Annotated in this window: 19 protein-coding genes; 10 read left to right on the top strand and 9 right to left on the bottom strand. The window is 64.7% G+C overall.

The annotated features are described in order from the left end of the window. Positions 1-115 precede the first annotated feature (115 nt). Positions 116-1,351, bottom strand: coding sequence for an LLM class flavin-dependent oxidoreductase (locus HZZ13_RS27690; RefSeq protein WP_197962696.1), 1,236 nt, complete (start codon positions 1,349-1,351; stop codon positions 116-118). 475 nt (positions 1,352-1,826) lie between these two features. On the opposite strand from HZZ13_RS27690, the gene HZZ13_RS27685 reads away from it, so the two are divergent. Then, positions 1,827-3,026, top strand: a complete 1,200-nt coding sequence (locus HZZ13_RS27685) for an extracellular catalytic domain type 1 short-chain-length polyhydroxyalkanoate depolymerase (RefSeq protein WP_197962695.1) — start codon at positions 1,827-1,829, stop codon at positions 3,024-3,026. Positions 3,027-3,056: 30 nt separating this feature from the next. Here the strand turns inward: HZZ13_RS27685 and HZZ13_RS27680 are convergent, their stop codons facing one another. Beyond that, positions 3,057-3,359: a hypothetical protein gene (locus tag HZZ13_RS27680; RefSeq protein ID WP_197962694.1), complete on the bottom strand. Its 303-nt coding sequence runs from the start codon at positions 3,357-3,359 to the stop codon at positions 3,057-3,059. Between the two features lie 193 nt (positions 3,360-3,552). On the opposite strand from HZZ13_RS27680, the gene HZZ13_RS27675 reads away from it, so the two are divergent. Beyond that, positions 3,553-3,921: a winged helix-turn-helix transcriptional regulator gene (locus tag HZZ13_RS27675; RefSeq protein WP_197962693.1), complete on the top strand. Its 369-nt coding sequence runs from the start codon at positions 3,553-3,555 to the stop codon at positions 3,919-3,921. Positions 3,922-3,927: 6 nt separating this feature from the next. On the opposite strand, the gene HZZ13_RS27670 is transcribed toward HZZ13_RS27675, so the two are convergent. Then, positions 3,928-4,596 (bottom strand): MBL fold metallo-hydrolase, encoded by a 669-nt coding sequence (locus HZZ13_RS27670; RefSeq protein WP_197962692.1) that lies wholly within the window; start codon positions 4,594-4,596, stop codon positions 3,928-3,930. A 159-nt stretch (positions 4,597-4,755) separates the two neighbouring features. On the opposite strand from HZZ13_RS27670, the gene HZZ13_RS27665 reads away from it, so the two are divergent. Then, a complete protein-coding gene (locus HZZ13_RS27665; RefSeq protein ID WP_197962691.1) occupies positions 4,756-6,354 on the top strand; it encodes an alpha-amylase family glycosyl hydrolase in 1,599 nt (532 codons plus the stop codon). Between the two features lie 181 nt (positions 6,355-6,535). Here the strand turns inward: HZZ13_RS27665 and HZZ13_RS27660 are convergent, their stop codons facing one another. After that, the gene (locus tag HZZ13_RS27660; RefSeq protein WP_197962690.1) at positions 6,536-8,236 is read right to left on the bottom strand and encodes an alpha-amylase family protein; all 1,701 of its coding nucleotides are present in this window, start codon (positions 8,234-8,236) and stop codon (positions 6,536-6,538) included. Between the two features lie 151 nt (positions 8,237-8,387). Between HZZ13_RS27660 and HZZ13_RS27655 the strand changes: the two genes are divergently transcribed. Then, positions 8,388-8,876 carry an MmcB family DNA repair protein gene (locus tag HZZ13_RS27655; protein WP_036024021.1) on the top strand — a complete coding sequence of 163 codons (489 nt, stop codon included), beginning with the start codon at positions 8,388-8,390 and terminating at the stop codon, positions 8,874-8,876. Positions 8,877-9,027: 151 nt separating this feature from the next. Here HZZ13_RS27655 and HZZ13_RS27650 read toward each other — a convergent pair whose 3' ends face one another. After that, entirely contained in the window at positions 9,028-9,582 is a 555-nt protein-coding gene (locus HZZ13_RS27650) for an ActR/PrrA/RegA family redox response regulator transcription factor (protein ID WP_271541680.1), read from the bottom strand. Positions 9,583-9,776: 194 nt separating this feature from the next. After that, positions 9,777-11,099: an ActS/PrrB/RegB family redox-sensitive histidine kinase gene (locus HZZ13_RS27645; protein WP_197962782.1), complete on the bottom strand. Its 1,323-nt coding sequence runs from the start codon at positions 11,097-11,099 to the stop codon at positions 9,777-9,779. A 118-nt stretch (positions 11,100-11,217) separates the two neighbouring features. On the opposite strand from HZZ13_RS27645, the gene HZZ13_RS27640 reads away from it, so the two are divergent. The 4 genes from HZZ13_RS27640 to HZZ13_RS27625 all read left to right on the top strand — a co-directional run bounded on the left by HZZ13_RS27640 (position 11,218) and on the right by HZZ13_RS27625 (position 15,497). Further along, positions 11,218-12,021 (top strand): ABC transporter ATP-binding protein, encoded by an 804-nt coding sequence (locus HZZ13_RS27640; protein WP_197962689.1) that lies wholly within the window; start codon positions 11,218-11,220, stop codon positions 12,019-12,021. 151 nt (positions 12,022-12,172) lie between these two features. After that, positions 12,173-12,991: an ABC transporter permease gene (locus HZZ13_RS27635; RefSeq protein WP_197962688.1), complete on the top strand. Its 819-nt coding sequence runs from the start codon at positions 12,173-12,175 to the stop codon at positions 12,989-12,991. 120 nt (positions 12,992-13,111) lie between these two features. Next, complete coding sequence (locus HZZ13_RS27630; protein ID WP_197962686.1) at positions 13,112-14,440, top strand: polyhydroxyalkanoate depolymerase; 1,329 nt, start codon at positions 13,112-13,114, stop codon at positions 14,438-14,440. A gap of 217 nt (positions 14,441-14,657) precedes the next feature. Further along, positions 14,658-15,497, top strand: coding sequence for a M48 family metallopeptidase (locus HZZ13_RS27625; protein WP_197962684.1), 840 nt, complete (start codon positions 14,658-14,660; stop codon positions 15,495-15,497). A gap of 345 nt (positions 15,498-15,842) precedes the next feature. Here HZZ13_RS27625 and HZZ13_RS27620 read toward each other — a convergent pair whose 3' ends face one another. Then, complete coding sequence (locus tag HZZ13_RS27620) at positions 15,843-18,053, bottom strand: transglycosylase domain-containing protein (protein WP_197962682.1); 2,211 nt, start codon at positions 18,051-18,053, stop codon at positions 15,843-15,845. 170 nt (positions 18,054-18,223) lie between these two features. On the opposite strand from HZZ13_RS27620, the gene HZZ13_RS27615 reads away from it, so the two are divergent. Next, positions 18,224-18,649: a DUF1330 domain-containing protein gene (locus tag HZZ13_RS27615; protein ID WP_197962680.1), complete on the top strand. Its 426-nt coding sequence runs from the start codon at positions 18,224-18,226 to the stop codon at positions 18,647-18,649. A 128-nt stretch (positions 18,650-18,777) separates the two neighbouring features. Here the strand turns inward: HZZ13_RS27615 and HZZ13_RS27610 are convergent, their stop codons facing one another. Continuing rightward, positions 18,778-20,004, bottom strand: a complete 1,227-nt coding sequence (locus HZZ13_RS27610) for an ABC transporter substrate-binding protein (RefSeq protein WP_197962678.1) — start codon at positions 20,002-20,004, stop codon at positions 18,778-18,780. 276 nt (positions 20,005-20,280) lie between these two features. Here HZZ13_RS27610 and HZZ13_RS27605 point away from each other — a divergent pair, with 276 nt between their 5' ends. Further along, complete coding sequence (locus HZZ13_RS27605) at positions 20,281-20,811, top strand: methylated-DNA--[protein]-cysteine S-methyltransferase (RefSeq protein ID WP_197962676.1); 531 nt, start codon at positions 20,281-20,283, stop codon at positions 20,809-20,811. A 158-nt stretch (positions 20,812-20,969) separates the two neighbouring features. Here the strand turns inward: HZZ13_RS27605 and HZZ13_RS27600 are convergent, their stop codons facing one another. Beyond that, on the bottom strand, positions 20,970-23,759 hold the full coding sequence (locus tag HZZ13_RS27600) for a [protein-PII] uridylyltransferase (protein WP_197962675.1): 2,790 nt from the start codon (positions 23,757-23,759) through the stop codon (positions 20,970-20,972). Position 23,760: the final 1 nt, after the last annotated feature.

Raw genomic sequence — 23,760 nt, 5'->3', positions numbered from 1 at the left:
CGCGAAGCTCCCACTCCGAGTCTCCGCCAAACTCCTCCCTGTGGGTATGGGTCCCGGATCTGCGCGCGCTTGGGGCGCGCTTGTCCGGGACGACGATGGAGATTGGCTTCGCGCCCTACCGCTTCGCCGCTTCCTTCTGCAGATCCGGCGCGTTGACGGCGGGGATGGCGACGCGGCCGGGGCCGGTCACCTTCAGCGCCTCGGCGGCCTTCTCGTTCTCCATGATCTTGGCCATCACGGCCTGGCCCGCACGCTCGAAGATCGCACGGTTCTCGATCACGAATTTTTGCGACCTGCGCAGCCCGTCGATATAGCCGTTGATCTCCGGCACGACGTAGCGCGCCACCATGTCCCAGCTCCGCCGCGTATTTTCCGGATTGGCCCAGTCGTGCACGAAGCCGATGATGGCGCCGACGCCGCCGGAGACCTGCATCACGTTCTTGATGGTCTTGACGAGATCGTCGGGCGTGCCGATCGTGGACGCGGCCCCCTCGACGAAGGCGGTTTTGTCGACGGCCTCGTCGGGCGATGAGAACGCGGTGAGGCCAGGCCGCTGCAGCGTGCCGACATTATACTCGTTGTGCCAGCGCATCAGCCCGGCGCCTGCCTCACGGCGGGCCTGTTCACGCGTTTCGGCGATGTGCCAGGTCAGCAGCACGCGCCAGTCGGCGCGGCGCACCGTGGTGCCGTGCTTCTTGGCGGCATCCTCGGCGAACTGCCATTGCTGCTGCAGCGACATCAGGCCCTGCGTCGTCATCGAGCCCAGCGAGATGATGCCGATGCCGTATTTGCCGGCCAGCGTCATGCCGGAGGGCGAGATCTGCGAAGCCACCACGAACGGCATCTCCTCCTGCAAGGGCAGGATCTGCAGCGCGGCGTCGTTCATGGTGAACCAGTCGCTTCTGGCGGTGACGCGCTCGCCGTTGAAGAGGCGGCGGATGATGCCGATTGCCTCGTCCTGGCGGTCGCGCTGCGTCATCGGATCGATGCCGAGCGTGTGCGCATCGGAGGCGAGCGCGCCCGGTCCGGAGCCGAAGATGGCGCGGCCGCCGGTCATATGGTCGAGCTGCACCATGCGCTGCGCAACGTTGAAGGGATGATGATAGGGCAGCGACACCACGCCGGTGCCGAGTTTGATGCGCTTGGTGCGCTCGCCGGCCGCGGCCAGGAACATCTCGGGCGAGGCGATCATCTCCCAGCCCGAGGAATGATGCTCACCGCACCAGAACTCGTCATAGCCGAGCGCATCCAGCTGCTCGACCAGGTCGAGATCGCGCCGGAACTGCAGCATCGGATGCTCCCCGATCGGGTGATGCGGGGCAAGAAAGGCTCCGAACTTCAGGCGCGCCATGGCGTTCTCTCCGGCTGAATTTTCTGTTTGTTGGCCGTGTCAGGCTACGTGCCTGACGGCACGAACGCAATCATGCGATGTCCCGCGCGGTGGAATGCAGGCATGCGTCGTTGCGAGCAGATGTTGCGTATTCCTCGCCCGCGTCGCGCTTCGTCACGATAACGACACGGCTGCACGATTGGGCCGGTCCGTTCATTCGCGTTCGACACCTGGGTGTCGAACGCTTCACAATCAGCACGCGCAGAATGCCTCGCCTCGCTCGCGCTGTTTGTGACATTCGTCATAATCGGCGCCGCATTTCCGGCGCGGATGCGCCGCGCATCGGCACGAGATCGAGGCATTGCGGTTAATAGTGCGGATTCCTGCGGATTTCCTGCGAATTCATCGAGATTGACAGCGCACGGTCTTTTTATTTTGCGTCGCAGCAACTATCTGGTTGAGCTCGACGTTAAACGTCGCCCACCAGGAAATTGCCGTGTCCTTAGCCAGAAATATCGACCTCTTGAGACGTCTGCCCCGCCTGGACGGACTGCGCTTGCCCGAGCCCGGCCGCGGTGCAGATGGATTCAGCCCGCTGCAGGAGGTCACGGACTTCGGCGACAATCCCGGCGCCTTGCGCATGTTCGCGTTCGTGCCGGCGCAATTGCAGCGGCCGCGCGCGCTGGTCGTCGTGCTGCATGGCTGCGGGCAGACCGCGGCCGCTTACGACCTCGGCGCGGGCTGGTCGACGCTCGCGCAGCATTACGGCTTTGCGCTGTTGATGCCCGAGCAGCAGCGCAGCAACAATGCCAACACCTGCTTCAACTGGTTCAATCCCGAGGACACCGCGCGGGACTCTGGCGAGCCGCGTTCGATCCGCGCCATGATCGCGCACATGGTGAAGACCCATCGCATCGATCCCGGGCGCGTCTTCATCACCGGCCTGTCGGCGGGCGGCGGCATGACCTCGGTGATGCTCGCGACCTATCCGGAGATCTTCGCGGCCGGCGCGATCATTGCCGGGCTGCCTTACGGCATCGCCTCCAATCTGCGCGAGGCGCTCGACGGCATGTTTCATTCCCCGGCGCGTCCCGCACGCGAGCTCGGCGATCTCGTGCGCAGCGCCTCCGATCATCGCGGGCCCTGGCCGAGGGTCTCGGTGTGGCACGGCAGCGCCGACCGCACCGTCAATCCCGGCAATGCCAACGAGATCGTTAAGCAATGGCTCGACCTGCATGGCCTTCCCGACGTGCCGATGGCGGAGACCAATGTCGACGGCTATCCGCGCCAGGCCTGGTGGGACAAGGACGGCGAGACGCTGGTCGAGTCCTATGCCATCACCGACATGGCGCACGGCACGCCGCTCGGGCTCGCCGACAACGATCGGCGCTACGGCATCGAAGGCGCCTTCCTGATCGAGGCAGGCATCTCCTCGTCCTACCACATCGCGAAGTTCTTCGGCCTCACCGGCTGGATTGCGGACGCTGCGACGACGAAGGCGGACGCCAAGCCTGTCGTGAAGTCCGCCACGAAGCCTGCCGCAAAACCGGCGCTCTCGCCCGCACCGCATCTCGCCCGCTCGATCCGCGCCGCGGTCGCCGCGGAGCCGGCCAAACCGCCGCGCGAGAAGGCGCGCGGCTTCGACCTCGGCCAGATCATCACGCGCGCGCTCACGGCCGCGGGGCTGATGAAGTAGCCCCGCCGTCGTTTCAGCTCCGCGACAAAGCTACCCCGTCTGATCGATCACCTCGATCGGCGTCACCGTCACCTCGCCGCCCGAGACCTTCCGCGTCATCTCCTGATAGTGCTTGAAGAAGTCGCGCGATTGCAGCGTCTTTTGCGCGGCATCGTCGGCGACGCTGGCGAAGTGGAGATAGCTGCCGTCGTCGCGATGCTTCAGGCAGCGATAGCCGATCCTCCCCTTCAGCTCCGCATCGGCGTCGATCGCCCTGATGAAGCGGCCGATCTCCCGGTGCCATTCCTCCGTCGTGCCGTTCCTGAACTGGTATCTGATCATGAAGTGCTTCATGTGACGCTCCTTGCTTCGTGTGCGTCATCATCTGCGCGCTCGATACGATCCTGCAAGTACGGACAAAATTGATAGTATGGACTTTTTCGCCGTTGCTCCTATCCTCATCGCATAGCGTTTTCGAGCGAAGTGGATACCGGTTCGCGTCAAGAAAACGCGTCAAAACAAGAATCTTCCACATGGAGGAAACGACATGGCGAAGACGTCCCCCGCGCGCACCTGTCCGGTTGCGGCGTTTCAGAAGATGATCAGCGGCAAATACAAGCTGCGCATCGTCTGGGATCTCAAGGACGGCCCGCGCCGCTACGGCGAGATCAGAAGCGGCCTGCTGCGCGGCGCGTCAGGCAGCGCCGAGATCACCCCGCGCGTGCTCAGCCGCGAATTGAAGGCACTGACGATGAGCGGCCTGATCGACCGCAAGGATTTTGGCGAGGTCCCGCCCAAGGTCGAGTATCGCCTCACACGCAAGGGCAAGAGTTTTGTGCCCGTCGTCGCCGCCATTCGCGAATGGGGCGAGCGTAATCTCAGCGAGACGGCGGCGCTCGCAGACGCCGCCGAATAGATACACCTACATCTCGCCGGTGATGAACGGATTGGTCATCCGCTCCTGGCCGATGCTCGAGCCGGCGCCGTGGCCGCAGATGAAGCCGACGTCGTCGCCGAGCGGCAGCAGTTTCGTCAGAATCGAGTTGATCAGCGTGGCGTGACTGCCGCCGGGCAGGTCGGTGCGTCCGACCGAGCCGGCGAACAGGACGTCGCCGACATGGGCAAACCGCAGATCGTTGTTGAAGAACACCACGCTGCCGGGCGAATGACCCGGACAATGCAGGACGTCGAACTGCAAGCCGCCGATCGACACGCTGTCGCCCTCGTCGAGCCAGCGGTCCGGCGTGAAATCGCGTCCTCCGGTCATGCCGAAGCGCGCGCCGCTTGCCACGACATTGTCGAGCAGGAACTTGTCTGCGACATGCGGCCCCTCGATCGGCACGTTGAGCGCATCGCGCAGCTCGGCCGCGCCGCCGACGTGGTCAATATGGCCATGGGTCAGCCAGATCTTCTCCACGGTGACGCCGGTTTGCTTGATCGCATCCAGAATCTTCGGCACGTCGCCGCCGGGATCGATCACCACGGCCTTCTTGGAAGGCTCGTCCCAGATGATGGTGCAGTTCTGCTCGAACAGCGTCACGGGAACGATGATCGCGCCCGCCTTGGCTTTGGTGTCGTTTTGCTCGGTCATGGCCTCACAATGCCGATTTTTGCCGGGCCGCCAAGCAAAGATTCGCCCCCGCGCCGGGGAACAACTGTCACACGGCCGTCCCAATTGGCCGGCCAATTTGAACCGGGGCGTTGCTGTCGCGTTCTCCCGCGCAAGGCGGCAGATTTTGGGGTCTTCGGCATGGCTCACGACAACGAGAATTGGTGGCGCGACGGCGTCTTCTATCAGATCTATCCGCGCTCGTTTCAGGACTCGAACGGGGACGGCGTCGGCGATCTCGCCGGCATCCTCAAGCGGCTGCCTTACGTCAAATCGCTCGGCGTCGATGCGATCTGGCTGTCGCCGATCTTTCCCTCGCCGATGGCGGATTTCGGCTACGACATCTCGGACTATGTCGGCATCGAGCCGCTGTTCGGCACCATGGCGGATTTCGATGCATTGCTCGCGGCCGCCCATGACAACGGCCTGAAGCTGATCCTCGACCTCGTGCCGAACCACACCTCCGACCAGCACCCCTGGTTCGTCGAAAGCCGGTCCTCGCGCGACAATCCCAAGCGCGATTGGTACATCTGGCGCGATCCGGCGCCAGGCGGCGGCGTGCCGAACAATTGGCTGTCCGAATTCGGCGGCAGCGCGTGGGCTTTCGACGAGACCACGGGGCAATATTACTACCACGCCTTCCTCGCCCAGCAGCCGGATCTGAACTGGCGCAATCCCGACGTCCGCGCCGCGATCTGCGACGTGATGCGGTTCTGGCTGGACAAGGGCGTCGACGGCTTTCGCGTCGACGTGATCTGGCACCTGATCAAGGACGCCGAATTCCGCGACAACCCGGCCAACCCGCATTACGTCGAGGGCCGCCCGCCGAACGAGAGGATCCTGACGCAATATTCCACCGACCAGCCGGAGGTGCACGACGTCATCGCCGAGATGCGGCGCGTCACCGATTCCTATGGCGCGCGCGTCCTGATCGGCGAGATCTATCTGCCGCTGCACCGGCTCATGGCCTATTACGGCAACGACCTCACCGGCGCGCAGATGCCGTTCAACTTCGCGCTGCTCTCGACCTTCTGGAGCGCCCGCTCGATCGAGAAGATCATCGAGGACTACGAGAAGGCGCTGCCGCGCGGTGCCTGGCCCAATTGGGTGCTCGGCAATCACGATCGCCCCCGCGTCGCGAGCCGCGTCGGGCCCGAGCAGGCCCGAGTCGCGGCGATGCTGCTGCTGACGCTGCGCGGCACGCCGACGCTCTACTACGGCGACGAGATCGGCATGCACCAGCTTGCGATCGCGCCGGAGGACGTGCGCGATCCCTTCGAGAAGAACGTGCCTGGCATCGGCGTTGGCCGCGACGGCTGCCGCACGCCGATGCAGTGGGATTCCTCGAATTTCGCCGGCTTCTCCGAGGTCAGGCCGTGGTTGCCGCTGCCGGAGGACCACATCCGCGAGAATGTCGCCAATCTCGAATCTGATGCGCGCTCGATTCTGTGCCTCTACAGGCGCCTGATCGGCTTGCGGAAGAGCTGTCCCCCGCTGGTCGCAGGCGATTATCATCCGATCGCCGCGCAAGGCGATCTCCTGATCTACCGCCGCGAGGCCGGCGGCAAGGCCGTGATCGTGGCGCTCAATCTCGGCCCCGATCCGGTCGCGGTGACCACCAGCGCGATCCGGTTCGGCAGCAGCATCCTGCTGTCGACGTTCCTGGATCGCGAAGGTGAGGAGATCGAAGGCGTGCTGAACCTGCGCGGCAATGAGGGCGTGGTGGTGGCGCCGCCGTAAACTATCGTCCCGGACAAGCGCAGCGCGACGACGAAAGGGATGCCCACCGCTATCTCCTCGTCATTGCGAGGAGCCCTTGCGACGAAGCAATCCAGAGTCTTTCCGTGGAAAGATTCTGGATTGCTTCGCTGCGCTCGCAATGACGATTGTTGAGGCGGCGGGGCAGACCCGACATTTCGAGCTAGCTCGGATGCTTCTTCCGGCCTACGGCGTCGTCGTCGATGTCGCTCCGCTTCAACAGATAATCCAGCCCGCCGACCCGGTACCAGCGGTAGCCGTACGGCTCCAGCACGACGCGATGCTGGCCGCGTTTGTCGGCGTGGCTGTGGTCCTCCGCGAGCAGGTTGATCAGGAGCTTCCCGGCATCGCCGGGCAGTCCGGCCGAGAACGCGACCTCGCGCGGCTTCTCGTCGAGATTGTGCACGAACAGCACCGAATTGTTGCGCCAGTCGTAGCGCATGATGAACACGGCGGGATCGCGCACGGCAATGACGGTAAAATCGCCCCAGCCGACCTCAGGGACCTCCTTGCGCATGCGGACGATGCGCTCGGTCCAGTTCAGCATGGAATTCGGATCGCGCCGCTGTTTTGCGACGTTGACGTGCGGAAAGCCGTAAGGGCCCTTGTCGATGACCGGGCATGCCGGCTTGTCGCTCTTGGTGAAGCCGCCATGCGGCTCGGTCGACCATTGCATCGGCGTGCGCGCGCAATTGCGCTCGGGCAGCGAGAGATCGTCGCCCATCGCGATCTCGTCGCCGTAGCGGATCACGGGCGTCCCCGGCAACGTGCACATCAGGCTGTAGGCGAGCTCGAGCCGCCTGCGATCGCCGCCCAGCATCGGCGCGAGCCGCCGGCGGATGCCGCGGTCGTAGAGCTGCATGTCCTTGTCGGGGCCGAATGCCTTGAACACCGTTTCGCGCTGTGACTGGGTCAGGCGTCCGAGATCGAGCTCGTCGTGATTGCGCAGGAACAGGCCCCATTGCGCCGTCGCCGGCCGCGGCTTGGTCGCCTTCAGCGCCTTCGCCAGGGGGCGCGAGTCGGCGGATGCCAGCGCATAGAACAGGTGCTGGTTGACCTGGAAGTTGAACATCATGTGCATGCGGTCGGCGTCGCGACCGAAATATTCCATGTCGGTCTTCGGCAGCACATTGGCTTCGGCGAGGATGATAGCGTCGCCCTGCCGCCATTGCAGGAATTCGCGGAAGGCGCGCAGCATGTCGTATTGCTCGACCGGCTTCTTCACCTTCGCGCCCTTGGTCGCGATCACGAAGGGTACGGCGTCCATGCGGAAGCCGGAGACGCCGAGCTGGATCCAGAAGCCCATGATCTTCAGGATCTCGGCCTGCACATGCGGGTTCGAGGTGTTGAGATCCGGCTGGAAATCGTAGAAGCGATGGAAGTAATAGGCGCCCGATTCCTTGTCGCGCGTCCAGGTCGATTTCTGCACGCCGGGGAACACCATGCCCTTATTGGCGCCGGCCGGCTTCTTGTCCGACCACACGTACCAGTCGCGATAGGGCGAGCTCTTGTTGCGCCGCGCTTCCTTGAACCAGTGGTGCTGGTCCGAGGTGTGATTGACGACGAGGTCGATGATGACGCGGATGCCGCGCTGCTTGCAGCCATGGGCGAATTCGACGAAGTCGCCGAGCGTGCCGTAGCGCGGATCGACGCTGTAATAGTCGGCGATGTCGTAGCCGTCGTCGCGGCCGGGCGAGGTCTGGAACGGCATCAGCCAGATCGTGGTGATGCCGAGCCCGTGCAGGTAATCGAGCCGCCGCAACAGGCCCTTGAAATCGCCGACACCGTCGCCGTCGGCGTCCATGTAGGAGCCGACGGACAGGCAATAGATCACACCGTTCTTGTACCAGAGATCGTCGATCATGCGCGGGCGGCCTGGATGGTTCCGCCCGGGTGCGGCGGCTGCGTGATAAGTGTTGACGGCGAGAGCGGCCGGGCTCGCGCCAAGTGGCGCGCCCCGGAATGACGGGTGGGAGACAGTGTCGGCCATTGATGGAATCGGCTATCCTCCCGCCATGGACAACACCGCCCGCATCACCCTCGTGCCGCCGCCGGATCGCCGCCAGTCGGAGACGGCGCTGGCCATCGCCCGCGGCACCGCGCGTCTGTTGCGCTCGCTCGGCTTCTCCTGCATCAGCGAATTGCCGCTGCCGTCGGGCCGGCGTGCCGATCTCGTCGCGCTGAACGAGCGCGGCGAGATCTGGATCGTCGAGATCAAGTCGTCGGTCGAGGATTTGCGCGCCGATCAGAAATGGCACGAATACCGCGCCCATTGCGACCGGCTGTTCTTCGCCTTCACGCAGGATCTGCCGTGCGAGATCTTCCCCGATGACACCGGCCTGATCGTCGCCGACGCCTACGGCGCGCACCTGCATTGCGAGGCCCCCGAGCACAAGCTCGCCGCCGCCACGCGCAAGCAGATGACGGTGCGGTTCGCGATGGCCGCGGCCTTGCGGATCAACCGCCTGGTCGATCCGCAGGGCCACGCGGATTTTTGGGAGTAGGATGCTCCCGTGTCCCGGAGGCGCTGCAGCGTGAAACGCTGCCGCGCAGAGCCGGGACCCAGTCCGTAGGATGGGTGTAGAGCGAAGCGAAACCCAGTGCGCGGCGCGAATGAGGTGGGTTTCGCTTCGCTCTACCCACCCTACGACACCGTTACCTCGGCGCGCGCTTGGCCAGGATCCGCTGCAGCGTGCGCCGGTGCATGTTGAGCCGGCGCGCGGTTTCCGAGACGTTGCGGTTGCACATCTCGTAGATGCGCTGGATGTGCTCCCAGCGGACGCGGTCGGCCGACATCGGGTTGGCCGGCAGCTCGGATTTGTCCGTGTTGGTCGAGAGCAGCGCGGCGACGACGTCGTCGGCATCCGCGGGCTTGGAGAGATAGTCGATCGCGCCCATCTTCACCGCGGTGACCGCAGTGGCGATGTTGCCGTAGCCGGTCAGCACGATCGCGCGCGCATCCGGCCGCTTCTTCTTCAGCGCCGAGACGACGTCGAGGCCGTTGCCGTCGCCGAGCCGCAAATCCACCACCGCGAAGGCGGGCGCCGATTTGCCGATCTGCGCCAGTCCGTCCGAGACCGTGTCGCATGACGTCACCGAAAAGCCGCGGCTCTCCATGGCCCGCGACAAACGCTCCAGAAACGGCTTGTCGTCTTCAACGATGAGCAGCGAGCGGTCGGTCTGTTCGTTCAGTTCGGCAATGGCGTTCAAGGTTGTGTCCTCTCTCCAGCGCATTGACATATGGCGCCGTATCGGGGCGGTGCCAAGGCGGCAAATCGTCGATCCGCCCCGTCGTGCGACGCAAGGTCGCGGTCTCAAGCGCGATGAATTGCCATCGCGCTCGCGATTCTTGTTTTCAGCATGATCCTATCGGAAAACCGCAGAACACTTTTCCGGGATCATGCCTATTCTATTGTTTCTTCGCGCGTCTCGATAGCCTCAAAACGCTGTCTCGGCCATGTGATCTGAACCACCGCACCATGGTCCGGAAAGATCCGGTTGGTAAACGAGACCTTGGCGCCGGTGCGCTCCAGCAAGGTGCGCGCGATGAACACGCCGAGACCGAGTCCGCGCCGTTCGGCGCCGCCATCATCCTGGGGGCGTCGCCGCGACAGATAGGGCTCGCCGATCCGGTTGAGGATGTCGGGTGGAATGCCCGGTCCATCGTCGGAGATCACGAGCTCGATATGGTCCTTGTTCCACCAGGCGTTCACCTCGACGGTGGTGCGGGCGAAATCGACCGCGTTCTCGACGATGTTGCCGATGCCGTAGAGGATCGCGGGATTGCGCGAGCCGACCGGCTCGGCCACTGCTGCCACCGCGATCCGCACCTTGATCTCGACGCCGAAATCGCGGTGCGGCGCCACCACCTCCTCGATCAGCTCCGACAGCTTCATGCGGTCGAACGGCGCGCCGGTGGGGGAGAGCTGGGTGATCTTGCTGAGGATGTCGCGGCAGCGCTGGGCCTGCTCGCGCAAGGTCTTCAGGTCGGCGGCGATGCTTGGGTCCTTCACCGTCTTGTCCAGCTCGCGCGAGATCAGGAAGATGGTTGCGAGCGGCGTGCCGAGCTCGTGCGCGGCCGCGGCAGCAAGGCCGTCGAGCTGGGTCAGATGCTGCTCGCGCGTCAGCACCAGCTCGGTCGCGGCCAGCGCGTCTGCGAGCTTGCGCGCCTCCTCGGTCACCTGGAAGGAGTAGAGGCTGGTGACGCCGATCGCGAGCGCGATCGAGAGCCAGACCCCGACGAGATAGATCGGCGGCAGCACCAGGGGGTCGTCGGAATCCCACGGCAACGGGAAATGGAAGAAGAACAGGACCGACGCGCAGGCCACCGCGAGCAGGCCGAGGCCGAAGGTGAAACGGGCCGGCAGCGCCGTGGCCGAGATCAGCACGGGTGCGAGGAACAGGAACGAGAACGGGTTCTGCAGTCCGCCGGTGAAGAATAACAGGCCCGCCAGCTCGACAATGTTCAGCGCGAGCAGGCCGGCCGCCTGCATCGGCTCCAGCCGCTGCATCGGATTGGCCGCGGTCTGGAGTGCGAGGTTGAGCGCCGCCGACAGGGCGATGATGCTGACGCAGGGAACGATCTCGACGTTGAACTCCAGCCCCTGTGCCACGATGAAGATCGCGGCGAGTTGCCCCAGCACCGCCAGCCAGCGCAGCCGCAGGATCGTGTCCAGCCGGATATGCCGCTGCGCGTGGCGGAAGTCGGAATCGGCAATTTCGGTCATATCGGCCAATGTGGCGGCGCCTTCCAAGGTCACGAACGCTGGGCTGACGGAACCGCCCGGTGAGGGCCCTTACATCGAGCCTTGCGCTCGCCGATGCAATAGCAGAAGAACGGCCAGCATGACCGAGAATGGCAAGGCTTCAAGTCGGCCGACTGTCGCGGATCGAGGTTCGTCCGCGGCAATTGCCGTCGATCGCCTCGTCAAGGTCTACAAGCAGACCCGCGCCGTCGACGACATCTCGTTTACGCTGCCCCGCGGCAGCATCACCGGGCTGCTCGGCGGCAACGGCGCCGGCAAGACCACGACCATCGCGATGATCATGGGCCTGGTGCTGCCGACCTCCGGCCGCGTGCAGGTGCTCGGTCATGAGATGCCGGACGAGAGCGCATCCGTGCTGGGGCGGATGAATTTCGAGAGCCCCTATGTCGACATGCCGATGCGGCTCACGGTGCGGCAGAACCTCACCGTGTTCGGCAAGCTCTATGCGGTGAAGAACCTCGCTGACCGCATTGCGAGGCTCGCCGCAGATCTCGACCTCGGCGACTTCATCGACCGTGCCAACGGCAAGCTCTCCGCCGGGCAGAAGACCCGCGTGGCGCTGGCGAAGGCGCTGATCAACCAGCCCGAGCTACTGCTCCTGGACGAGCCGACCGCCTCGCTCGATCCTGATACCGCCGATTGGGTGCGGGCGCATCTGGAGCAGTATCGCCGGGACCACAACGCCACCATTCTCCTGGCCTCGCACAACATGCTCGAGGTCGAGCGGCTCTGCGACCGCGTCATCATTATGAAGCGCGGCCGCATCGAGGACGACGATACGCCCGAGTCGATCATGGCCCGCTACAACCGCACCACGCTGGAGGAGGTGTTCCTGGACGTCGCGCGCGGCCGGGCCAACGGCGCGAAGGAGGCGGTGCGGTGAGGGGGCTCTCGTGTCTCCGCAGTCATTCCGGGGCGCGCGGAGCGCGAGCCCGGAATCCATTTCGCGACGTTTGCTGCGGGCCGATGGATTCCGGGCTCGATGCTACGCATCGCCCCGGAATGACGACTCCTTTCACGATGAAGGAGCTGCCATGACCGAGCTCGCCCTCCACCGCGGCATCTCGCTCCATCGCATCGGCGCGATGATCCTGCGCTATTGGTATCTCTTGCTGTCGTCCTGGCCGCGGCTGCTCGAGCTGCTCTATTGGCCGGCGCTGCAGGTCATCACCTGGGGCTTTCTGCAGCTCTACATCGCGGAGAACGCCAATTTCTTCGCGCGCGCCGGCGGCACGCTGATCGGCGCCGTCATCCTCTGGGACATCCTGTTCCGCGGCCAGCTCGGCTTCTCCATCTCGTTCCTGGAGGAGATGTGGGCGCGCAACCTCGGCAATCTCATGATGAGCCCCTTGAGGCCGATCGAGTTTCTGCTGGCGCTGATGGTCATGAGCCTGATCCGGCTTGCGATCGGGATCATTCCGATGACCCTGCTCGCCCTGTTCCTGTTTCACTTCAACGTCTATGCGCTCGGCCTGCCGCTGATCGCGTTCTTCTGCAATCTGATCTTCACGAGCTGGTCGGTCGGCATCTTCGTCTCGGGCCTCGTGGTGCGTAACGGCCTCGGCGCCGAGAGCATCGTCTGGACCTTGATGTTCGCGATCCTGCCGCTCGCCTGCGTCTACTATCCCGTCAGCGTGTTGCCGGTCTGGCTGCAATACGTCGCCTGGGCATTGCCGCCGACCTATGCCTTCGAGGGAATGCGCGCGCTGCTGATCGAGAAGACCTTCAGGACCGATCTGATGCTGGAGGCGTTGATGATCAACGCGGGTCTCTTGGCTGCATCTTTTGGGGCATTCCTTGCCCTTTTGCGCAGCGCAAAGCGGCACGGCTCGCTGCTGTCGGGCGGCGAATAATGTCACTTTCCCGTGGATTCACGCTGATTTGGTCTTTTCGGGCACGTAGATGTACGGAACCATGCATTGACGCAATATTGCGCATTCGGCAGTATGCTGCGATGCGAAGAGGATTATAATATGCCTATTGGTGAGTTTGGCGGCGCGCCGCCCCTGGCGGCAGAAGGCAGTCCGGTCCTGACGACGCCGATGTACTGGATGTACGAGATGGCGCACGCCTCTCTCAATCCGGCTCGTGCGGTCACCGACGCGACCAAGCTGCTGTTTCAGAATCCCCTCAATCCCTGGTCGCGCACCGAGGTCGGCAAGTCGGTCGCCGCGGCCTGCGAATTGTTCGAGCGCACCACGCGCCGCTACGGCAAGCCGGAATGGGGCCTCAACGACACCGAGGTCAACGGCATCCGCGTCCCCGTCGAGATCCGCTCGGTCTGGGAAAAGCCCTTTTGCAAGCTGCTCTACTTCGACCGCAAGTTCACCCGTCCGCTGCGCAGCCCGCAGCCGCGCGTGCTGATCGTGGCGCCGATGTCCGGCCATTATGCGACGCTGCTGCGCGGCACGGTCGAAGCCTTCCTGCCGGCGCATGAGGTCTACATCACCGACTGGGCCGATGCCCGCATGGTGCCCTTGAGCGAAGGCCGCTTCGATCTCGACGATTACATCGACTATGTCATCGAGATGCTGCATGTGCTCGGCGGCAACACCCACGTGATGGCGGTGTGCCAGCCCTCCGTCCCCGTCGTCGCGGCCGTCTCCATCATGGAAGCGCGGCGCGATCCGTTCGTGCCGACCTCGATGACGCTGATGGGCGGCCCGATCGACACCCGCCGCAATCCGACCGCGGTGAACGACCTCGCCCAGGAGCGCGGCATCGACTGGTTCCGCAACCACGTCATCACCAAGGTGCCGTTCCCGCATCCGGGCATGATGCGCGACGTCTATCCGGGATTCTTGCAGCTCAACGGCTTCATCAGCATGAATCTCGACCGGCACATGGATGCGCACAAGCAGCTGTTTGCCCATCTGGTGAAGGGTGACGGCGACCTCGCCGACAAGCATCGCGACTTCTACGACGAATATCTCGCGGTGATGGATCTGCCGGCCGAGTATTACCTGCAGACCGTCGACACCGTGTTCGTGAAGCACGCGCTGCCGAAGGGCGAGATGACCCATCGCGGAACCCGCGTCGATCCCTCCAAGGTCAAGCGCGTCGCGTTGATGACGGTCGAAGGCGAGAACGACGACATTTCCGGTCTCGGTCAGACCGAAGCGACGCATGCATTGTGCAGCGCGATTCCCGATCATCGCCGTGTTCATTACGTCCAGAAGGGCGTCGGACATTACGGCGTGTTCAACGGATCGCGTTTCAAGTCGGAGATCATGCCGCGGATTCACGACTTCATGGTTTCGGCTGCGAATCCTGCTTCGTTGCGGGCGCTTGCGGCTGAATAACCCTGAATTTCGGCTTTCCCGTCGAAATTTCGGCCTCTGCCGGGGCCTCCGGCAGGGGCAAGTTCCCGCCAGATTCGCGGTATTTAGGTAGTTTTATAGGAGTGAGTCTGCCCTCACCCTTTGGGGGTGTCGCATGCATCCAGCGGGGGCGAAAATTGATGGTTCCAACCCCAGTCTGTAGGGTCTCCCGGACGCCTGACCGCTGTATATTGGGCAAATGATTTGTTTTTGCGCCGAGCGCTTTCCCTGGCGGCGGTTATGGCAGAATCCGGGCGCTCTCCTGCCCCCCGGACTGACAGACATGGCCACACGCGCACTCCTTTATCGTCGGCCCCACGAACCAAAGACCCTCGTCATCACCCACGGATCGCAATTCTTTGCGATTCGACTGAGAAGACACCGCCGCGCGCGCCGCTACACGCTCAGAATTCATCCGAGCGACCGCGAAGCCATCCTCACCATGCCGCCGCGCGGCACGCTCGCCGAAGCCAAAGACTTCGCACAGCGTCACGGTGCGTGGATCGCTGCGCGTCTCGGCCGCTTGCCGAAGGCCGCACCCTTCCAGCCGGGCACGGTGATACCGCTGCGCGGCACGCCGCATCGCATCGTCCATCGCGCCGGTCAGCGCGGCACGGTGTGGACCGAGGTGCGCGACAGCGGTGAGCGCATTCTCTGCGTCGCCGGCGGCCTCGAGCATGTCGACCGCCGCGTCAGCGATTTCCTCAAGCGCGAGGCGCGCCGCGACCTGCAGCGCTCGGCGGAGGTCTACGCTGCCGAGCTCGGGGTCAGGGTCAAGCGGCTCTCGATCCGCGATCAGTCCAGCCGCTGGGGCTCCTGCACCTCGGCCGGCTCGCTGTCGTTCTCCTGGCGCCTGATCCTCGCCCCGCCCTTTGTGCTCGACTACCTCGCCGCGCACGAGGTCGCCCATCTCGTCGAGATGAACCACTCGCCGCGCTTCTGGCGCGTCTGCGGCAAAGTCTGCCCGTCGATGGAGCGCGCCAAGAAGTGGCTCGACACCTGCGGCAACGATCTGCACCGGTACGGTGTCGAGGATTAGGACGGCGCTACCAATCCATCTCCGTCGTCCCGGACAAGCGCAGCGAAGCGGAGCGCAGATCCGGGACCCATAACCACAGAGAGAGGTTTTGGCGAAGACTCGGGGTTACGAGTTGCGTGCCGAAGCTCCTTTCTGTGGTTATGGATCCCCGCCTTCGCGGGGATGACACCCAGGGTGAGGCGAGAGCTTGCCGACTACTCCCTCCAGGAGGGAATGACACCCGAGTTCGTGCTTCAACCGTCCGTGCCGCCCGCACAAGCCGTTGATTTTGCTATCGTCGGCTACTGTGCATGGGGTTGTTTTCGCAGTTTTTGTTTCGAGACCCCGACTGGCCGCAGCCTGCGCTCACCGATTCCCGCCAAACAGCCGATCCATGAGCCAGCCATCGAGTCCGGCGGCGGCCTCGGGGCGCACATTGGCGCGCGTCGGAGGCGGCGGGCGATAGCCGCCCGCGTTCGCTTGTGGCGGTGCGCCGGGCGTCGGCGGCGACACCTGCGCGGCCGCCTGCGCGAGGTTCGATAGGCCCCAGCCGCTAGGGGAGCTCGGCAAGGCTGCCACCGGCACGCCCTCGTGTGCGGCCTTCATGAAGCGCGACCAGACTTCGACCGGCAGGCCACCGCCGGTCGCCTTCTTGGTCGGCGAGTTGTCGTCGTTGCCGAGCCAGACGCCGGTGACGAGGCTCGCGGTGTAGCCGATGAACCAGGCGTCGCGATAATCCTGGCTGGTGCCGGTCTTGCCGGCCGCCGGCCAGCCCGGGATCTCCGCCTTCTTGGCGGTGCCCGATATCAGCGTCTCCCGCATCATCGCATTCATCATGCCGACATAGCGGGGGTCGATGACCTGATTGCGCTCCTCCGGCTGGCGCATGTAGAGCAGCTTGCCGCCGAGCGTCCTGATCCGCGTGACGACATGCGGCGCCACTGCGAGGCCGCCATTGGCGAACGGCGCATAGGCGCCGACCAGCTCGACCACGGAGACTTCCGACGTGCCGAGCGCGATCGAGGCGTTGGGCTCGAGCTTGGAGGAGATGCCGAGCCGGTGCGCGGTGCGCACCACGTTCTTCGGCCCGACCTCGAGGCCGAGGCGGATGGCGACGGTGTTGAGCGACATCGCCAGCGCCTGGGTCAGCGTCACCGCGCCGAAATATTCGTGGGTGTAGTTCTCAGGTCTCCAGCCCTTGACCTCGATCGGCGCGTCCTGGCGCATCGTGTCCGGCGTCAGCCCCTGCTCGAGCGCGGTCAGGTACACGAACGGCTTGAATGAGGAGCCCGGCTGGCGCTTGGCCGTGACCGCGCGATTATACTGGCTCTCGGAATAGTTCCGCCCGCCGACCATGGCGCGCACCGCGCCGTCGGGCGTCATCGCGACCAGCGCGCCCTGGCTGACGTTGAACTTCACGCTCTTGGCCGCGAGCTCGTCGATGATGGCGGCTTCCGCCACGCTCTGCAGCTTCGGATCGATGGTGGTCTCGACCTTGATGCTCTCGTCGATCTGCCCGACCAGATCGTCCAGCACCTCGCCGATCCAGTCGGCGACGTAGTTCACCGTGCCGGCGCCGGCCGGCTTCACGTTGTAGGAGGGATGGCCGATCGAGGCCTTCGCCTGCGCGTCGGTGATGAATTTCGCGTCCGCCATCGTCGCGAGCACTACTTGCGCCCGCGCTTCGGCGCCTTCGGGGTTGCGGTTCGGCGCAAGGCGGGACGGCGACTTGACAAGGCCCGCCAGCATCGCGGCTTCCGCGACCGTCACGGTCTTCGCCGACTTGCCGAAATATTTCTGCGCCGCCGCCTCGACGCCGTAGGCGCCCGAGCCGAAATAGACGCGGTTGAGGTAAAGCTCCAGGATCTCGTCCTTGGAATGCTTGCGCTCCAGCCAGATCGCGAGCTCCGCCTCCTGCAGCTTGCGCTGCATGGTGCGCTCCTGGGTCAGGAACAGGTTTTTCGCGAGCTGCTGCGTCAGGGTCGAGCCGCCCTGCGAGACGCCGCGATGAAGCACGTTGGTGACGAGGGCGCGCAGGATGCCGACCGGGTCGATGCCGAAATGCGAATAGAAGCGGCGGTCTTCGATGGCGATGAACGCCTTCGGCAGGTAAGGCGGCAAATCCTTCAGCGCGACATTGGCCCCGGCCATCTCGCCGCGCTGCGCCAGAAGGCTGCCGTCGATGCCGACGATCTGGATCGTCGGCGGGCGCTTGGGGATTTCCAGCGACTGGATCGGCGGCAGATGCGCACCGACATAGATCACGACGCCGATCACGGCGATGACGCCCCACAGGCTCAGCACCGCGCCCCAATAGACCAGGCGGCCGAGGCCGGCACCGAAGCGCGACTTCGACCGCCGCTTGGCGCCGCTGCGGCTGGCTGGCGCTTTGCGCTCGCGCGGCGGCTCGTCGCCGGCACCCTCGCCCTTGCGCTTGGCGGTTGGTTTGGCGGATTTCTTCGGCTTGTCGTCGCCGCCGGGAACGCGGTCTGCCGGGGTGAGGCGCAGATCGGCGAGCGCCGCGGGCAAGCCGAACAGCGGCTCCTTCCGCGCACCCTTTTTCTTTCCCCACGCCATACGCAAAACGCCCGGTCAGCCCGCCCCGCCGAGACGCTAGCGGTCGCTGTTTAAGGCCGGGTTACCCCGGCGTTAACGCGCGATTAGGAGATGCGGCATTCGCCGGCCGCAGTTCCGCTTCCGGGATGCCGGAGCTAGGATCGCGCGTGTCAATAAAAAGAGGGAGCGCCATGGGCCATATCGATCCGACCAAGGAGATCTTCGCGCAATTCCGGGAGAACGATCGCCCGGGCCCGATCCACATGCTCAACCTGGTGCGCCTGCGCAAGGAGGCGGCCTATCCTGACGGCCGCAAGGCCAGCGGCGCGGAAGCCTATGCGGCCTATGGCCGCGACAGCGGCCCGGTGTTCGAACGTCTCGGCGGCCGCATCGTCTGGCAGGGCAAATTCGAGCTGATGCTGATCGGTCCGCAGGAGGAACGCTGGGACCATTGCTTCATCGCCGAATATCCGAGCGTCGCCGCCTTCGTCGAGATGATCCGCGACCCCGTCTATCGTGAGGCGGTGAAGCACCGCCAGGCCGCGGTGGAGGATTCGCGGCTGATCCGGCACGCCGTGCTGCCGGTCGGGAAGAACTTTGGGGAGATACCGACCTGAATGTCATGCGGCGAATCTCTCGCCATCGTCATGGCCGGGCTTGACCCGGCCATCCACGACTTCCCTTTGGCCAAGAACGTGGATGCCCGGGACGAGCCCGGGCATGACGTCGCAGAGGCAGAAGCCCCCTAGCCCGAGGGGCCCGTGTCCTCGATGATCGGTCCGAACAGCTCCCAGCGTTCGCCGTTGAACTTCATCATCTGCATCTGCTTGTTGACGCGATAATCGTTGGGGCCCGTGTTGATCTTGATGCCGGGCAGCGCCAGGCTCGGTACGTAGCCCTTGATATTGGCGGCCTGCTTCATGACGTTCTCGCGCGTCAGATCGTCGCCGCATTGCTTCAAGACCTGCACCAGCAGCTCGGCGACCGAATAGGCGTAGGTGTTGACGGTGTTGAGCTTGTCACCTTCGGGGAAATATTTGTCCATGAAGGCGAAGAAGGCCTTCACGCCCGGATCGTCCTTCCACTGGGGATCGCCCGGATCCTTGCCGTAGTTGGTCGAGATGATGCCCTTGGAGATGTCGAGGCCGGCCGGCTTCAGCGTCGCCGACACCGGGCTCGCGTTGATGTCGAGGATGTGCACGGGTGTCCAGCCGAGATCGGCGAGCTTCTTGATCGCCTGTGCCGCGAATTTCGGCGTCGAGGCGTCATAGAACAGATCAACCCCCATCGACTTCAGCTTGACCACCTGCGAGTCGACGGTCGGGTCGGTCACCTCGTAGGAGACCTCGCCGACGATCATGCTGGCGGCCTTGTCGCCGAGACCGCTCTTGAGGCCGGCCAGATAGTCGCGGCCCATGTCGTCGTTCTGGTAGAGCACGCCGATCTTGGCGTTGGGATGATTGGCGAGAATGTATTTCGCGTAGATCCGCCCCTCGGACACGTAATTGGGATTGTAGGCGATGGTCCAGGGATAGTTCTGCGGATCGTTGAAGCGCGCGGCGCCGGTCGAGGCCAGCAGCTGAGGGATCTTCTTGCCGTTGAGGTACTTCTGCACGGCGGCGTTCGCGGCTGTGCCGATCAGCTGGAACGTGAACAGCACTTCGTCGCCTTCGACGAGCTTGCGCACCTGTTCCACGGTCTTCGGCGGCGAATAGGCGTCGTCATATTGGATCAGGTTGATCTTGCGACCGTTGATGCCGCCCTGATCGTTGATCATCTTGAAGTACGCGGCCTGGGTCTTGCCGATATTGGCATAGACCGAATAGGCGCCGGAGAACGGCACGGTCTGGCCGATCTTGATCTCGGTGTCGCTTGCGCCGGTGTCGTATTTCTTCTGGGCGAGGGCCTGGCTGGTCGAGACTGCGACGGCGAACGCCGCCGTGGCAGCTAAGAAGGCTCTGCGATTGTTCATGTTGGTTCGTTCCTCCTGACGGAATTTTCGGCCGATGGTCTTTCTCCGTTGATTGCAACGGTCGCCATCGCTGCCGAAGATTGTGGAGGAAGGTTCGCCGCAGCGCAAGGATCGCGGCGCTGTGCTGGTGCGTCTCAGGCGAGAAACATCGCAATCAGCGCGATTGCCGCCGGCAGTGCCTGTAAGGTGAGCTCCCCAAAGCATCAGCTTTCGGGTGGACGTTAGCACGACCGCCATGGCAAGTGCGATCGACGTGTTTCGACCGCCTGGTGTCGCATGCCTGTCCGATCAACCAAGATGCCTGAACGCTTCGGCCTCGATCGCCTGGCGACGCCGATCGGGATCGCGCTGCTGGTCACCGATGCCGAGGGCAGGCTGCGGGCGCTCGACTGGCATGATTACGAGCAGCGGATGCGCGAGCTGTTGCGCCTGCATTATGGGACCGTCGATCTCAGCGATCGGCCGGCGCCGGCAGAGATGCGCACCGCGCTGTCGGCCTATTTCGAAGGCGAGCTCGGCCAGCTCTCCGGCATCGCCTGGCGCACCGCCGGCACGCCGTTCCAGCAGAAGGTCTGGACCGCGCTCGCACAAATTCCCGTCGGCACCACGCTGAGTTACGGCGCGCTCGCCGCAAAGATCGGCATGCCCAAGGCGATTCGCGCCGTCGGCCACGCCAACGGCTCCAACCCGATCAGCGTGGTGCTGCCCTGTCACCGCCTGATCGGCGCGAATGGCTCGCTGGTGAAATACGGCGGCGGCCTCGCGCGCAAGCGCTGGCTATTGCGGCACGAGGGCGTGGAGGTGTGAAGGGCTAAAGCGCCAACCTCACCACTCGTCATTCCGGGGCGCGCGTAGTGCGAACCCGGAATCCATTTGTCCGCGTAACCGGTGGCTCGATGGATTCTCAGGTGCGCAATTGCGCACCTGAGTTCGCCGCTGCGCGGCGCCCCGGAATGACGAGAAGCTCAAGCCGCCGGCTGCACTGCCTTGTCGCCGGCCATCACATGGGTCAGCGCGCTCTTGATCGCGGCCTGGCGCGTCGGCGCATTGATCTGTGCGCCCAGGAGGTCGGTGACGTAGAACACGTCGCGTGCGCGCTCGCCGAAGGTCGCGACATGGGCCGAGGCGATGTTGAGATTGAGCTTGGAGATCGCGGTGGTCAGCTCGTAGAGCAGGCCGGGCCGGTCGAGCCCGGAGACCTCGATCACGGTGTAGCGATCGGACCATTGGTTGTTGATGGTCACCTCCGGCTCGAGCACGAAGGGCTTTGCCTTGCTGCGCACGGTGCGCCGCGCCACCACTTCGGGCAGGCGCAGCTTGCCCTCCAGCACGTCCTCGATCATCTCGCCGATGCGCGTGGCGCGCCGGCCCTCGTCCTCGTCGCGGTCGTATTCGCGCGAGATCGAGATCGTGTCGAGCGCACGGCCGTCGGTCGTGGTGTAGATCTGGGCGTCGACGATGTTGGCGCCGGCCGAGGCGCAGGCGCCGGCGATGATCGACAGCAGCCAGGGATGGTCGGCGGCGAAGATCGTCAGCTCGGTGACGCCGCGCACCTCGTCGAAACCGACATTGATCGCCAGCTTGTGGCCGGCCTGCTCGCTGGAGCGGACGAAACGGGCATGCCGGATCTTGCGCGGCAGCTCGACCTTGAGCCAGTAGGCCGGATAGTGCCGGCCAATATAGGCGTCGAGCTCGTCCTTCGGCCATTCGGCGAACGCCATGCGGAATTCGGCGTGCGCGGCGGCGAGCCGCTTGCCGCGGTCGACTTCCGAGAAGCCGCCGGTCAGCACCGGCTCGGTCTCGTAGTACAGCGAGCGCAAGAGCTGCGCCTTCCAGCCGTTCCACACGCCCGGCCCGACGCCGCGGATGTCGGCGGTGGTCAGGATGGTCAGCAGCTTCATCTGCTCGACCGACTGCACCACGGCAGCGAAGTTCTCGATGGTCTTGCGATCGGAGAGGTCGCGCGACTGCGCGACCGTGGACATCGTCAGGTGCTCCTCGATCAGCCAGGCCACGAGCTCGGTGTCACCAGGGCTGAAGCCGAGCCGGGGACAGAGCCGCCGCGCCACCTTGGCGCCGGCGATGGAGTGATCCTCGGGCCGGCCCTTGGCGACGTCGTGCAGCAGCGTCGCGATGTAGATCACCGCGCGATGCTCGGGCCGGATCTTGCGGAACAGGTCGCTCGCCAGCGCGAACTCCTCGATGCCGCCGCGCTCGATGTCCTGCAGGAAGCCGATGCAGCGGATCAGGTGCTCGTCGACGGTGTAGTGATGATACATGTTGAACTGCATCATCGAGACGATCTTGCCGAAGGCACGGATGAAATGACCGAGCACGCCGGTCTCGTTCATCCGCCGCAGCACGATCTCGGCATTGTCGGAGGTCAGGATCTCCATGAACAGCCGGTTGGCCTCGGGATTTTCGCGCAAGCCGGCGTTGATCAAGCCGAGCGAGCGCGTCACGTCGCGCATCGCGTCCGGATGGAAGGCGAGGTTGTTCTTCTGCGCGAGGCGGAAGATGCGGATCAGGTTGACCGGGTCGTGCTTGAACACGTCGGGCGCGGCGATATTGATGCGGTTGTTGTCGACGATGAAGTCGTCGCTGTCGGGGACGCGCCGCTTCACCGCGGTCGGTCGCAGCCGCGCCATCATCCGGCTCAGCACCGGCGCGGGCTTGGCCTGCTGGTCCTCGAGCTTGGCGCAGAGGATGGCGGTGAGGTTGCCGACTTCCTTGGCGACCAGGAAGTAATGCTTCATGAAGCGCTCGACGTCCTGCATGCCGGGATGCGAGGTGTAGCCGAGACGGATCGCGATCTCGCGCTGGAGATCGAAGGACAGGCGCTCCTCGGCGCGGTTGCAATAGAAGTGCAGATTGCAGCGCACCGACCAGAGGAAATCGGCGCAGCGGCGGAAGGTGCGATATTCCTGCGCGTCGAACACGCCGCGCCCGACCAGCTCGTGGGTATCGCGCACGCGGTAGACGTATTTGGCGATCCAGAACAGCGTGTGCAGGTCGCGCAAGGCCCCCTTGCCGTCCTTGACGTTGGGCTCGACCAGATAGCGCGATTGGCCGCCGCGGCGGTGGCGCTCCTCGCGCTCGGCGAGCTTTGCGGTGACGAATTCGGACGCGGTGCCCTGCACCACTTCCTTGTCGAAGCGCTCGACCAGCTCCTCATAGAGCGGCTTGTCGCCGGTGAGGAACCGCGTCTCCAGGATCGCAGTGCGGATCGTCATGTCGCCGCGCGCCTGCCGGATCGATTCGTCGACCGATCGCGTGGCGTGACCGACCTTCAGCCCCATGTCCCAGAGGCAATAAAGGATCGCTTCGGCGACCTGCTCGCCCCAGGCGGTCTGCTTGTAGGGCAGGATGAATAGCAGATCGATGTCCGATTCCGGCGCCATCAGGCCGCGGCCGTAGCCGCCGGTCGCCACCACCGCCATGCGCTCGGCGCCGCTCGGGATCGGCGAGCGGTAGAGATGGCGCGTCGCGGCCGAATACAGGATGCGGATGATCTCGTCCTGCACGTGGCACAGCCGCTCGGCGCAGCGGCGGCCGTGGCGGTCCTTCAACAGGATCGCCTGTGCGGCGGCGCGCGCCGCGATCAGCTCCGCCTTGAGCAATTGCGCCATCGCCGTGCGGAACGCGTCCTCGCGCCCCTCGTGCTTCTCGGCGAGCGCATCGACCGCCGCGGTGATCCGCGCAGTATCGAAGCGCTCGTCCACCTGTGGCTTTTGCTCAGTCGCGACGCTGTCCATG

Origin of the sequence: Bradyrhizobium agreste (assembly GCF_016031625.1) — a bacterium.
GTDB lineage: Bacteria > Pseudomonadota > Alphaproteobacteria > Rhizobiales > Xanthobacteraceae > Bradyrhizobium > Bradyrhizobium agreste.
This window is presented reverse-complemented; position numbering and strand designations above follow the sequence as displayed.